Below are 13,010 nucleotides of genomic sequence, written 5' to 3'. Positions count from 1 at the left end.
CTTATTTAAACTGTTTGAGGAAACGAAGATCATTTTCGAAGAATGAACGCAAATCGGTGACACCGTAACGTAACATAGTCAGACGTTCCATACCCATACCGAACGCAAAACCTGAATAAACTTCAGGATCGATACCTACATTACGTAATACATTTGGGTGAACCATACCGCAACCCAACACTTCTAACCATTTACCATTCTTACCCATTACATCGACCTCTGCTGAAGGCTCAGTGAATGGGAAATAAGAAGGACGGAAACGAATTTCCATATCTTCTTCAAAAAAGTTTTTTAGGAAATCATGTAGTGTTCCTTTTAAATTGGTAAAGCTAATGTCTTTATCAACAATTAAGCCTTCAATTTGGTGGAACATTGGTGTGTGAGTCTGATCGTAGTCATTACGATATACGCGACCTGGTGCAATGATGCGAATAGGTGGCTGTTTATCTTGCATAGTACGAATTTGTACACCCGATGTTTGTGTACGCAGTAAACGCTTCGCATCAAACCAGAAAGTATCGTGGTCGGCTCTTGCTGGGTGATGTGCAGGAATATTCAACGCATCAAAGTTATGATAATCATCTTCGATTTCAGGGCCAGATTCTACAGAAAACCCTAATTCGCCAAAGAAAGTTTCAATACGTTCAATTGTACGAGTTACTGGGTGTAGACCACCGTTTTCAATACGGCGACCAGGCAAAGATACATCGATTTTCTCAGCAGATAAACGTTCGTTTAATAATGCTGATTCAAGATAATCTTTACGAGTATTCAGCGCTTGCTGAACCTCTTGTTTAGCCTGATTAATGACAGCCCCTGCAGCTGGACGATCTTCCGCGGGTAAGTCGCGCAGCGTGGACATCTGAAGCGTTAAATGACCTTTTTTCCCCAAGTATTCAACACGAACCGAATCCAGCGCAGCAACATCCTGTGCCTCTTCGATAGCTGCTTTAGCTTGAGCAACGAGTTCAGCGAGATGTGGCATCGTTTCCTCTTCCTTTGACCTGATGAGGTCTATTAGTTGTTATCAATGATGACGAATAAAATTGCCTTTTTGGTTTCTAACCCAGTATTGGGATCTGAAAACAAAAAAGCCTCCATATTGGAGGCTCAGGCGCTACTTTTCGTTTCTTTTCTTACGCGCAAAAGCCCCCTTGAATTAGGCGCTAAAGTAAAAAAAGAAACGGAAAAAAGCGATATTTAACATTGGTAATGTCTCTTAAAATATTAACTTATTGAATTTATATCATTAAGCCACAGATTTAGACAAAATAAAAGAGGGAGAAAACTCCCTCTTCCATTGCTTAATAAATAATTAAGCCAGAGCACCTTTCGCTTTTTCAACTAAAGCAGCGAATGCTACTTTGTCAAATACAGCGATGTCAGCCAGAATCTTACGGTCGATTTCAATGGATGCTTTTTTCAGACCATTGATGAAACGGCTATAAGACATACCGTTCTGACGAGCTGCTGCGTTGATACGCGCGATCCACAGCTGACGGAACTGACGTTTTTTCTGACGACGGTCACGGTACGCATATTGACCAGCTTTGATAACAGCCTGGAAAGCTACACGATATACACGAGAACGTGCACCGTAATAACCTTTAGCTTGCTTTAAAATTTTCTTGTGACGAGCACGGGCGATAACACCACGTTTAGCACGAGCCATATTAAACTCCTAAATGTCTATATTCTGTTAAAAAAGTGATACTTATGCGTATGGTAAGCAAGCTACGACCAGACCTAAATCTCCTTTAGAGACCATGCCTTTTGGACGTAAATGACGTTTACGCTTAGTTGACTTTTTAGTCAGAATGTGACGGAGGTTAGCATGCTTGCGCTTGAAGCCACCACCAGCAGTTTTTTTAAAGCGCTTAGCTGCGCCGCGTACTGTTTTAATCTTTGGCATTTCTATAATCCACTTCGCATTGTTAATAACATAAAATAATAAGGCGAATAGCAATCAGCCTTTAAAGGCTGACGCTATTACTTGAATTGCCCGACTATTTCTTCTTCGGCGCTAACACCATGATCATCTGACGCCCTTCAATCTTATTAGGGAAAGATTCAACAGCAGCCAGTTCATCCAAATCTTCACGGATACGGTTAAGCATTTCCATACCGATTTGTTGGTGTGCCATTTCACGACCACGGAAACGCAGTGTGACTTTGGCTTTATCGCCATCTTCAAGAAAACGAATCAGGTTGCGTAGTTTGACCTGATAGTCGCCTTCATCTGTACCAGGACGGAATTTAACTTCCTTAACCTGAATAACTTTTTGTTTCTTTTTCTGTTCTTTGAGAGTCTTACTTTTCTCATAGAGGAATTTGCCGTAGTCCATAATACGACAAACCGGCGGCTCGGCATTAGGACTAATTTCAACTAAATCAGCACCTGCTTCCTCGGCTTTCTCAAGAGCCTCTTTCAGACTAACAACTCCAATCTGTTCGCCATCTAAACCTGTTAAACGAACTTCATGAGCGCGAATCTCACCATTGATGCGATTCTGACGCGTTGATTGAATTCTTTTTCCGCCTTTAATACCTTATTCCTCCAACTGATGAAGACTTCTGCTTCTAATTTCTTGCAGAAGCTTTTCTTTAAATTCGTTAACGTCGATACTGCCAAGGTCTTTTCCTCGACGAGTACGAACCGCCACTTTGCCTGATTCAACTTCTTTATCTCCACAGACAAGCATGTACGGAACACGACGTAAAGTATGTTCACGAATTTTAAAGCCAATCTTCTCATTTCTCAAGTCTGCTTTTGCACGAATTCCGGCATCTTGCAATTCTTTGACGAGTTTTTGTACATAATCAGCCTGTCCATCCGTGATATTCATCACGACAACCTGCTGTGGTGCTAACCAAGTTGGGAAGAATCCTGCGTATTCTTCTGTCAGAATACCAATAAAACGTTCTAAGGATCCCAGCACTGCTCGGTGTAACATAACAGGTACTTTACGCTCGTTGTTTTCGGCAACATAAGATGCGCCTAAACGACCTGGTAGTGAGAAGTCTAATTGAACTGTACCACACTGCCATGCACGATCTAAACAATCGTAAAGTGTAAATTCTATTTTAGGGCCATAAAACGCCCCTTCGCCTGGCTGATATTCAAATTCAATATTGTTATCAGTTAAGGCTTTTGCTAAGTCTGCTTCAGCAACATCCCATAATGCATCTTCACCGATACGTTTTTCTGGGCGAGTAGACAGCTTAACAACGATTTTTTCAAATCCAAAAGTAGAATATACATCATAAATCAATTTGATGCAGTCATTTACTTCACTTAAAATCTGTTCTTCAGTACAGAAGATATGCGCATCGTCTTGTGTAAAGCCACGAACACGCATTAAACCATGCAATGCACCTGATGGTTCATTACGATGGCAACTACCGAATTCAGCCATACGTAATGGCAAATCACGGTAAGAACGTAAACCTTGTTTGAATATTTGTACGTGACCTGGGCAGTTCATTGGTTTGATACAATATTCACGGTTCTCTGAAGATGTTGTGAACATGTTTTCTTTGTAGTTTTCCCAGTGACCTGTTTTTTCCCAAAGAACACGATCCATCATAAATGGGCCTTTTACTTCTTGGTAATCATATTCTTTTAATTTACAACGTACAAATGTTTCTAACTCACGGAAAATAGTCCAGCCATCATTATGCCAGAAAGCCATACCCGGCGCTTCTTCTTGCATATGATATAAATCAAGCTGTTTACCAATTTTGCGGTGGTCACGTTTGGCCGCTTCTTCTAAGCGATCTAAGTAAGCTTTTAACTGTTTCTTATCAGCCCAAGCTGTACCATAAATGCGTTGTAGCATTTTATTATCGCTGTTACCGCGCCAATATGCACCTGCGATTTTCTGTAATTTGAAGTTATGACAGAAACGCATGTTTGGAACGTGTGGTCCACGGCACATATCAACATATTCTTGGTGATGATAAAGACCTGGTTGAGAATCTTGGCTAATATTTTCGTCAAGAATAGCAACTTTATAGTCTTCACCACGAGAAACAAATGTTTCACGAGCTTCAGCCCAGCTTACGCGTTTTTTAATAACGTCATAATCTGTTTTCGCCAACTCTAGCATGCGTTTTTCTAGAGTGTCTAAATCTTCCTGTGTTAGCGAATGGTCTAAATCGACATCGTAGTAGAATCCATTTTCAATAACAGGACCAATCGCCATTTTGGTGTGTGGCCATAATTGTTTAATTGCATGTCCCAATAAGTGGGCACAAGAGTGACGAATAATTTCAAGACCTTCATCATCTTTTGCGGTGATAATCGCCAGATTTGCATCATGTTCGATTAATTCACAAGCATCTACCAGCTCACCATTAACACGGCCTGCAATACATGCTTTCGCAAGTCCAGGGCCGATATCTGCAGCGACATCCATGACAGAAACTGCATTTTCAAATTGACGTTGGCTTCCGTCAGGAAGAGTAATAATTGGCATTTAAAATCCTTATTTACAGTGGTGACCCATACGCAAGATCACTTGTAAGCTTTTTATTTCATATATATTCAGTACGTTACGACAATTTCTCACTTTACCTCGCGAGGTTTGTACACAGTTATGTACACATATTTATTTTATAAATATCCATAGCATTACTGAGCCTTATCGTAACTCAGGGGGGATATTATCACAGACTATAAAGATTTATACATTTATCTCATCGGTAATTTTAACATCTCTTTTTTTAATACAGGGAGATAGATAGAATTTTTTCTTTAATTTGACTACCATAACGAGCAAGCGGAAACCGTGGCTTTTAAAATAACATTCTCTGGGGCGGACCAGAATCTTCATTGTTAATATATAAGGTGTGTAACGTGTTTTATCTAAAGCCCCGCTCTCGTAAATTAGTCTATGCTATTACCTTTGAAACTCTTGCGATTTTATTAAGCACTGTTTTACTAGCGATATTAAGCCAAAGCCAATCACATAATTCACTACCCGTTGCAATCGCTGTTTCTGTTATTGCCTTGATTTGGAATTATATTTTTAATTCTTTCTTTGAATTAATTGAATCAAAACTAAAAATCAAAAAGCGTACCGTTATGGTACGGCTTACTCATGCAATAAGTTTTGAATTAGGTCTGTTCTTCTTTACCATTCCACTTTATATGTGGTGGTATAACGTGGATTTTATCAAAGCAATTAGTATGGAAATCACGATATTAGTGTTCTTCTTTGTCTATACCTATTTATTTACACTTGCCTTCGATAAATTATGCCCTCGAGTTTATTCAACAGGAAATAAAGTGGTGTAATGGCTTAATCTTGTCGATACTCAGTAGGACTTTTATTAAAGTATTGGCGAAATGCCTGACTAAATGCAGAATGCGAGTCATATCCTACAACTAAAGCAATATTTTCAATATTTACTGATGTGTATTTTAATAATTCAGCGGCTTTGCTAAGTCGCTGTTGAGTGACATATTGCATCACAGATACTCCCACCTCTGCTTTCATTTTTCGTTGTAACGTACTCACTGACGTATTAAAAGCGCAAGCAATATCATATGTGGTTAATGGTGTATGTAATTTATTCACTAACCAAGCATCCAAACTATCGCGCCAACCTTTTTGTATTTTCATTTGAGCGAGTAATAAACGTGTGATCGTTGAATATTGATCTGGAGGTTGAGGATATTGATGTAGCCACTCTAATAAACCAATGGCTGCTGGTGATAACACAAATTGTCCACCTTTCTCACTTAATTGCCATTGAGACGTTGCAGGGAGTTCTAGAATAAGATTTTTATTATCTATATTGCCTGAAAAGGCATGATGAATAGTTGGAGGGATAATCAAACAGTTTTGATTGGAAATCAGAAAATCTTCTCGATTGAAATTAACTTCCATCGAACCCGAAAGCCCGAAAATAATCTGCCATAAATTATCATGCTGATGAGATACCGTCTCTTGTGTATAACATCGCAAATGCAATTGAGGTAATAACAAAAGACACTCCTTTATATCCATCCTGCTATTGAATAATTACTATATCAAAACTCAGCCGAACATCACTATTTAAGAGTGTCTTATCAAGATACTTATTTTTTAGGCTAAACGCGAGCCATTTGGTAAAGGTAAGTTAAACTCAGCCAATACAATTGCTCCTGTTTCATCAGGTGCCCCTGTAATTAAAACTTCAGATTTTATACCTGCAATGCGTTTAACTGGAAAATTACATACACATAAAATACGACGTCCCACAAGCTCTTCAGGTGTATAGTTTACCGTAATTTGAGCACTTGAACGCTTTATACCTAATTCGCCCAAATCAACTTCCATAACATAAGCAGGTTTATTCGCTTTTTTATTTATTTCTGCGCTAATAATCGTTCCTACTCTCATTTCTACTCGTAAAAAATCATCCCATTCAATTAAATCTGTCATTTTTTTACCAATCTATTGTGTTTATGGTTATATCACTATTACTGAATTATAGATTAACACGCATGATGCTGGCTCACCTGTGGTGAGACAATCATTCTCTGTTGCGAAAGAGTCACTCACACTCTTTTTTCTCTATTTTCATCATTCTGAAATTTATCTACTTTTTAATAACCTTTTAAATAACCATATCAATTCATAAATTTGTTATGTATAAAAAGTATTCTTAAGAAATGTGTTTTTATTCCCCCCAGAGAATATTTATGATGAAAAAAATAACAGAGTGGACAACATTAGAAGGAAAACTTGTGCGTTTAGTGCCCCTAAGTATGGAACACTACTCAGAACTCTATGAACTAATTGAAAAAGATAGACCCGATGAGCTTTGGTATACCACCGTTCCTTCAGTAACAGAATTACAACGCGATATTGAGCATAAACTTCAGTTACAACAAAAAGGATTAATGTTGCCTTTTACCATTATTTCTAAAGCTAATAGCCGTGTGGTTGGCATAACAACCTTTATGAATATTGATAGCCAAACTCCAAGATTAGAAATTGGTTCAACGTGGTATACCAAAGAAGTACAAAGAACAGGAATAAACACTGAAGCTAAATATCTCTTACTTAAATATGCCTTAGAAGACTTGCAATGCATTGCTGTTGAATTTCGTACTCATATATTAAATCAAACTAGCCGTAGAGCGATTGAACGACTTGGTGCAAAACTGGATGGTATTTTACGTAATCATAGATTAACGACGACGGGACAAAAAAGAGATACTTGCGTTTATAGCATTACTGATTATGACTGGGGATCGGTAAAAATGCATTTAGAATGGCTTATGAAAAAATACTAATAAACATTAAGAATATTACGAGGAAAATAACTTTTATCTCGTTTAATTTGTTATCATAATTACTCCTTAATTACCTGTTATTGGGAGCTTTTATATTCCATGCACTCTGTTTACCAGTTTTTTCAGGCTATCGGTCTTGGTCTTATTTTGCTTTTGCCTTTAACTAATCCATTAACGACTGTTGCTCTTTGGCTTGGCCTTTCAGGCAATATGACAAAGGAACAACGTAATCAACAATCCTTAATGGCATGTGTGTATATTTTCCTTATTATGACCATCGCGTTCTATGCGGGACGGATCATAATGACAACCTTTGGTATTTCGATCCCCGGTCTTCGTATTGCAGGCGGAATGATAGTTGCCTTTATTGGCTTTAGTATGCTGTTTCCAAATACACCTAATGTCGATGATCCTATTTCAGACGATAACAATCCACATCGTAATCCCAAAGAACCTAATATTGCCTTTGTTCCTTTAGCAATGCCAAGTACAGCGGGTCCCGGAACAATTGCAATGATAATCAGTACGGCGGCTTCAATTCCCTCACGTACTGATATTGCACAATGGGTATTGTATATCGCCCCTGTGACAAGCTTCTTTTTAATTAGCGTTATTGTTTGGGTATCACTTCGTGGCTCCACCAGCATTATGAAGTATTTAGGCCACAGCGGTATTGACGCTATTTCTCGCGTAATGGGATTTTTATTAATCTGTATGGGCGTTCAGTTTATGATCAATGGCGTTCTTGAAATTATTGCTGATTTGCCTGCTTTATTAAAACAGGCTCAAGCCGCTGCTAATTTGCCAGATTAATTATCACCTGCATGGTAAGCCGCTCTCACTTTTGCTAAATAACGCGGCGCTTGAGAAGCTGGATGATTTTTTTCGACATAACGATAAAAATCATCCGCACTCATTGAATTAATTTTAGCGATGGCATTATCTCTATCTTTATCAAATGTTCTTAATAAAGCGCCTGCGCCATTTACATAAGCAAGGATAGTGGCGTAATAAAGAGTTTCAGGATCGGCAATACCAACAAGGTGGCGCTCTCTTAATAATTGAATATAAGCTGTACCCAAATCGATATTAATGGCGGGATCTTTTAGTTGAGCCGTTGTTGGTTGCCCTGCCTTACCTCTATTTTGGTAAACATCTCTTCCCGCAGTTGATGCTTTAATTTGCATTAACCCAACTGCATTTGATTTGCTAATAACTTCAGGTCTAAAGTTTGATTCAACTTGGATAATCGCCTTAATTAATGTTTCATCAACATCGTAACGGCTTGATGCTTGCTGTATATGGTTATCAAAAGGTGTTGATTTCCATTGTGCCGTTGAAATTGAAGCATTATTAACGCGGTTCTCTACTGGTTTTTGGCTTAAGAATCGTGATGTTTCTTTTTGAACAGGTTGACGAGCATGATCAGCACAACCAGCAAGAAGCAAAATTGCCAAAGAAAAGATGATGTTTACTTTCACGTTTTATCCTTTTGCATAAAGGGTTGTACGAAGACATATTTATATATCAATAATTTATAGATATATTATTCTATTTTCATTCAAAAATGCATGCTAAAATATGGCAAAACATGAGAAATAAATCAATCTATTACGACTTCTAGTGTGTGCGTTTTATCTCAAATCTATCCTATTCACAATATTACCGCCCAAATATATTAATCAGAATAGAATCTAGCCATAGCAGGTTTATATTGTGTTATTGCTTATTTTTTAATAAATAACGTGCGTTAAATGCAATGTAAAAGCGATATTGAAAGGTAGCGATAAAAACGGTAGAGACATAATCCACATTGGATTAATAAGGGAAAGTGTATTTTTATACGTAATAAAAATAACCTTTTACACAAATAGTTACGAACTATTGTTAATTTTTGTGACAAAACTCGACAATCTACTTAACATTTATTGGAATACATGTTGTTATCTTATTTCTGGTCGTTATCAAATGAAGCTTTTTACACAGAGATAACTTGACTTTTTTGAGATGATATTGATAATCATTATCAATTGAGAAAATAACTCTGCAACTATAAGGCAATAATAATATGGATATATTTCGCTCTGTAAACAAACTTTCACTTACGGCTTTATGCCTTATGGCATCCGTATTTTTAACAGCACCTACACAAGCAAAAGATAAACTAAAAGTCGTCACCACATTTACTATCATTCAAGATATCGCTCAAAATGTAGCTGGAGATGCAGCTATTGTCGAATCAATCACAAAACCTGGTGCTGAAATTCACGATTACCAACCTACTCCTAAAGATATTGTAAAAGCTCAAAAGGCTGATCTTATCTTATGGAATGGCTTAAACCTTGAACGTTGGTTTGAACGCTTTTTTAATGAGTTACGTAACGTACCTGCTGTTGTTGTCACTGAAGGCATCACACCAATGGCAATTAGTGAAGGTGCTTACAAAAACAATCCTAACCCACATGCGTGGATGTCACCGAATAATGCATTAATTTATATTGAAAATATTCGCAAGGCACTTGTTGAACACGATCCCGATAATGCGGCTATTTATAATCAAAATGCGGCACGCTACGCAGAAAAAATTAAACAGCTTGACGCACCATTAAGAGAAAGACTATCCCGTATTCCACAAGAAGCGCGTTGGTTAGTGACCAGTGAAGGTGCATTCAGCTATTTAACTAATGACTATGGCTTTAAAGAAGTTTATTTATGGCCCATCAATGCAGAAGAACAAGGCACACCACAACAGGTTAAATATGTGATTGATACCGTTAGAGAACACAAGATCCCTGTTGTCTTTAGTGAAAGTACAATTTCAGATAAGCCAGCTAAACAAGTAAGTAAAGAAACTGGCGCAAAATACGGTGGTGTTCTTTATGTTGACTCACTTTCCGCTGAAGGTGGCGAAGTTCCTACTTATATTGATTTGATTACTATTACAGTAGATACAATTGCGAAAGGATTTGGGCAATGAGCAATATAAAAGCTAATCCTACGTTGACTGTTGATAATGCCACAGTGACTTACAACAACGGTCATACGGCTATTTTCGATGCAAGTTTCTCTATCACTGGTGGCACTATTTGTGCCCTAGTGGGTATCAATGGCAGTGGTAAATCCACACTATTTAAAACCATTATGGGGCTGGTAAAGCCCTCTAAAGGAAAAGTGACGTTAAACGGTAGCCCAATCCAGCAGGCGTTAAAACAAAATATGATCGCCTATGTTCCACAAACAGAAGAAGTTGACTGGAATTTTCCCGTCCTCGTTTCTGATGTTGTAATGATGGGGCGTTATGGAAAAATGGGATTTTTTCGTATTCCTTCAAAACGTGACCATGAAGTTGTTGAAGCATCATTAGAGCGCGTTGGCTTGTCAGGCTTAGGGCATCGCCAAATTGGTGAACTTTCTGGCGGTCAAAAAAAACGTGTTTTCTTAGCTCGAGCAATGGCTCAAGAAGGTACTGTTTTATTACTCGATGAACCTTTTACTGGTGTCGATGTTAAAACAGAAAATGCCATTATCGAGCTGCTACGCAATTTGCGCGAAGAAGGACACTTAGTTTTAGTTTCAACTCATAACTTGGGAAGTGTACCTGAATTTTGTGACCACGTTATTTTAATCAATAGAACAGTGTTAGACAGTGGTCCAACTGAAACGACATTTACACAGAAAAACTTAGAGCACGCATTTGGTGGTGTGTTACGTCACATTAGCCTATCGGGTTCTGATCTTCATGATGATGACGATCCTCGTTCACTCACTGTCATTACCGATGATGAACGTGCTGCTGTCTTTTATGGTCATCAAGAAGAACACACTCCAGCGCACCAAAGCCAGCGCAAACAAGGAGATTAGCCATGCTAGATTTACTCCTACAGCCTTTTGAATATAACTATATGGTGAAAGCGATTTGGGTGAGTGCCTTAGTCGGTGCTGTCTGCGCTTTTCTTTCATCCTATCTTATTTTGAAAGGTTGGTCGTTAATGGGGGATGCCCTTTCCCACTCAGTTGTTCCCGGTGTTGCAGGGGCTTATATATTAGGTTTGCCTTATGCAGTTGGTGCTTTTTTTACGGGTTTGCTTGCCGCATTATCAATGACATTTATTCGTCATATCACACGCCTTCGTGAAGATGCCGTTATTGGTTTTATTTTCTCCACTTTTTTTGCCTTTGGTCTGTTGCTGGTTTCGCTTAAACCGACAGCCGTCAACGTTCAGACCATCATTCTCGGAAATATTTTAGGTATTGCTGATGAAGATGTATGGCAAGTTGTGATTATTACAGGTGTCTCTTTCTTAGTTTTATTTTGTATTTGGAAAGACTTGCTGGTGGTTTTTTTTGATGAAGTTCATGCAAAATCAATCGGTTTATCGCCACTAAAATTAAAAATTATCTTTTTTACTCTTTTGAGCGCATGTACTGTTGCGGCTCTTCAAACTGTTGGCGCCATTCTTGTCATTGCTATGGTAGTGACTCCTGGTGCAACGGCTTATTTACTCACAGACCAATTCAAACGACTTGCTATTATTGCTATCTGTATCGGCACAATCACAAGTGCAGTAGGTGCTTATCTTAGCTACTTCTTTAATGGTGCAACAGGTGGTGTGATTGTCACAATGCAAACATCACTCTTTTTGTTGGCTTTCTTATTTGCCCCTAAACACGGTATGTTAGCCGCTCGCCGTCGTGCTCGTCAGAGTTCACAACAATTGATCACACAATCTCATCAGCATAAAGGATCAACAAAACCAGAAGAGGTGAAACTATGAATGAGTTGTTGGCGTTTTTCATTGAGCCTTTTCAATACCCGTTTATGCAACGCGCTATTATTGCAGCCATTATCATAGGTATCGCCTGTGCTATTTTATCTTGCTATATGGTATTAAAAGGCTGGTCTTTGATGGGAGATGCAATCTCTCACGCTGTTTTACCCGGAGTTGTTCTTGCTTATGTCACCGCAATCCCGTTAACAGTAGGCGCCTTTCTTTCAGGTCTATTTTGCTCTTTTGCCACGGGTTATTTAAAAGATCACAGTCGCATTAAAGAAGATACTGTGATGGGAATTGTGTTCTCAGGTATGTTTGCAGTGGGTTTGGTCATTTTTGCCAGTGTCGATACAGACCAACATTTAATGCATATTTTATTTGGTAATATTTTAGGCATTACACCTGATGTATTAACTCAAATTAGTATTATCTGTGTAATCACCATCACTATTATGCTTGTTAAGCAAAAAGATTTTATGCTTTATTGCTTTGATCCTAACCAAGCAAGGATTATTGGTTTACCTGTCACATTATTGCACTATGGATTGTTGTCTATTTTGGCATTAACTATTGTTGCTTCAATGCAGGCTGTTGGGATTATTTTAGTGGTCGCCATGCTTATTTCACCGGGGATCACCGCGTATTTATTAACACGCAGTTTTTCACGCATGATTATATTAGCAATTGTATTTTCTGTCGCATCTAGCGTTATAGGAACATTTATTAGTTTCCATATTGATGGAGCAACAGGCCCATGTATTGTGCTAACACAAGCTGTATTCTTTATTATTGCGTTACTCTGTAATCAGATAAAATTGGCAAAAATAAAGCGACAAACAAAACCCGCTAACGCCTGATAATATTCTTTATCTTAGCAAAAACGGGATAATAATCCCGTTTTTTAGCTTTATACTTTATTGGTTTAATTAAAGTGTTATTGTCATAGTATA

Annotated in this window: 16 protein-coding genes and 1 other annotated feature; of the genes, 7 read left to right on the top strand and 9 right to left on the bottom strand. The window is 38.2% G+C overall.

Going from position 1 to position 13,010, the window contains the following annotated elements; all coding sequences use genetic code 11:
* Nucleotide 1: 1 nt before the first annotated feature.
* From pheS to thrS, 6 genes are all read right to left on the bottom strand, one after another.
* On the bottom strand, nucleotides 2-985 hold the full coding sequence (pheS, locus tag ACNARN_RS00360; RefSeq protein ID WP_023582383.1) for a phenylalanine--tRNA ligase subunit alpha: 984 nt from the start codon (nucleotides 983-985) through the stop codon (nucleotides 2-4).
* Between the two features lie 99 nt (nucleotides 986-1,084).
* Nucleotides 1,085-1,208, bottom strand: a sequence feature (Phe leader region).
* Nucleotides 1,160-1,207, bottom strand: coding sequence for a pheST operon leader peptide PheM (gene pheM, locus ACNARN_RS00355; protein WP_120655563.1), 48 nt, complete (start codon nucleotides 1,205-1,207; stop codon nucleotides 1,160-1,162). Its footprint overlaps the feature before it by 48 nt.
* A 107-nt stretch (nucleotides 1,209-1,315) precedes the next feature.
* Entirely contained in the window at nucleotides 1,316-1,672 is a 357-nt protein-coding gene (rplT, locus tag ACNARN_RS00350; protein WP_006537111.1) for a 50S ribosomal protein L20, read from the bottom strand.
* Nucleotides 1,673-1,714: 42 nt separating this feature from the next.
* On the bottom strand, nucleotides 1,715-1,912 hold the full coding sequence (rpmI, locus tag ACNARN_RS00345) for a 50S ribosomal protein L35 (protein WP_004263702.1): 198 nt from the start codon (nucleotides 1,910-1,912) through the stop codon (nucleotides 1,715-1,717).
* Nucleotides 1,913-2,006: 94 nt separating this feature from the next.
* Nucleotides 2,007-2,546 carry a translation initiation factor IF-3 gene (infC, locus tag ACNARN_RS00340; RefSeq protein WP_036937410.1) on the bottom strand — a complete coding sequence of 180 codons (540 nt, stop codon included), beginning with the start codon at nucleotides 2,544-2,546 and terminating at the stop codon, nucleotides 2,007-2,009.
* 3 nt (nucleotides 2,547-2,549) lie between these two features.
* Nucleotides 2,550-4,478, bottom strand: coding sequence for a threonine--tRNA ligase (gene thrS, locus ACNARN_RS00335; protein ID WP_023582384.1), 1,929 nt, complete (start codon nucleotides 4,476-4,478; stop codon nucleotides 2,550-2,552).
* Between the two features lie 380 nt (nucleotides 4,479-4,858).
* On the opposite strand from thrS, the gene ACNARN_RS00330 reads away from it, so the two are divergent.
* Nucleotides 4,859-5,299, top strand: a complete 441-nt coding sequence (locus tag ACNARN_RS00330) for a PACE efflux transporter (RefSeq protein ID WP_198619637.1) — start codon at nucleotides 4,859-4,861, stop codon at nucleotides 5,297-5,299.
* A 4-nt stretch (nucleotides 5,300-5,303) separates the two neighbouring features.
* Here the strand turns inward: ACNARN_RS00330 and ACNARN_RS00325 are convergent, their stop codons facing one another.
* Both ACNARN_RS00325 and ACNARN_RS00320 read right to left on the bottom strand, forming a co-directional pair.
* Nucleotides 5,304-5,993, bottom strand: a complete 690-nt coding sequence (locus ACNARN_RS00325; RefSeq protein ID WP_109372519.1) for an AraC family transcriptional regulator — start codon at nucleotides 5,991-5,993, stop codon at nucleotides 5,304-5,306.
* Nucleotides 5,994-6,092: 99 nt separating this feature from the next.
* Complete coding sequence (locus ACNARN_RS00320; RefSeq protein WP_088495790.1) at nucleotides 6,093-6,431, bottom strand: tRNA-binding protein; 339 nt, start codon at nucleotides 6,429-6,431, stop codon at nucleotides 6,093-6,095.
* 263 nt (nucleotides 6,432-6,694) lie between these two features.
* Here ACNARN_RS00320 and ACNARN_RS00315 point away from each other — a divergent pair, with 263 nt between their 5' ends.
* Both ACNARN_RS00315 and ACNARN_RS00310 read left to right on the top strand, forming a co-directional pair.
* The gene (locus tag ACNARN_RS00315; RefSeq protein ID WP_198619692.1) at nucleotides 6,695-7,288 is read left to right on the top strand and encodes a GNAT family N-acetyltransferase; all 594 of its coding nucleotides are present in this window, start codon (nucleotides 6,695-6,697) and stop codon (nucleotides 7,286-7,288) included.
* Nucleotides 7,289-7,387: 99 nt separating this feature from the next.
* Nucleotides 7,388-8,101 (top strand): MarC family NAAT transporter, encoded by a 714-nt coding sequence (locus tag ACNARN_RS00310; protein WP_099075216.1) that lies wholly within the window; start codon nucleotides 7,388-7,390, stop codon nucleotides 8,099-8,101.
* Here ACNARN_RS00310 and ACNARN_RS00305 read toward each other — a convergent pair.
* Entirely contained in the window at nucleotides 8,098-8,769 is a 672-nt protein-coding gene (locus ACNARN_RS00305) for a transglycosylase SLT domain-containing protein (protein ID WP_109372521.1), read from the bottom strand. The two genes, ACNARN_RS00310 and ACNARN_RS00305, sit on opposite strands and share 4 nt — an antisense overlap.
* Before the next feature lie 638 nt (nucleotides 8,770-9,407).
* Here ACNARN_RS00305 and ACNARN_RS00300 point away from each other — a divergent pair.
* The 4 genes from ACNARN_RS00300 to ACNARN_RS00285 are packed head-to-tail and all read left to right on the top strand — an operon-like array spanning nucleotide 9,408 to nucleotide 12,917.
* On the top strand, nucleotides 9,408-10,265 hold the full coding sequence (locus ACNARN_RS00300; protein ID WP_232797469.1) for a metal ABC transporter substrate-binding protein: 858 nt from the start codon (nucleotides 9,408-9,410) through the stop codon (nucleotides 10,263-10,265).
* Entirely contained in the window at nucleotides 10,262-11,149 is an 888-nt protein-coding gene (locus ACNARN_RS00295) for a manganese/iron ABC transporter ATP-binding protein (RefSeq protein ID WP_006537128.1), read from the top strand. The genes ACNARN_RS00300 and ACNARN_RS00295 overlap by 4 nt, the downstream gene beginning before the upstream one ends.
* A 2-nt stretch (nucleotides 11,150-11,151) precedes the next feature.
* A complete protein-coding gene (locus tag ACNARN_RS00290; protein ID WP_099073583.1) occupies nucleotides 11,152-12,063 on the top strand; it encodes a metal ABC transporter permease in 912 nt (303 codons plus the stop codon).
* Nucleotides 12,060-12,917, top strand: coding sequence for a metal ABC transporter permease (locus tag ACNARN_RS00285; RefSeq protein ID WP_416304000.1), 858 nt, complete (start codon nucleotides 12,060-12,062; stop codon nucleotides 12,915-12,917). Before ACNARN_RS00290 ends, ACNARN_RS00285 begins: the two co-directional genes overlap by 4 nt.
* Nucleotides 12,918-13,010 lie beyond the last annotated feature (93 nt).

It is taken from the genome of Proteus sp. TSJ240517, assembly GCF_047921575.1.
Classification (GTDB): Bacteria; Pseudomonadota; Gammaproteobacteria; order Enterobacterales; family Enterobacteriaceae; genus Proteus.
This window is presented reverse-complemented; position numbering and strand designations above follow the sequence as displayed.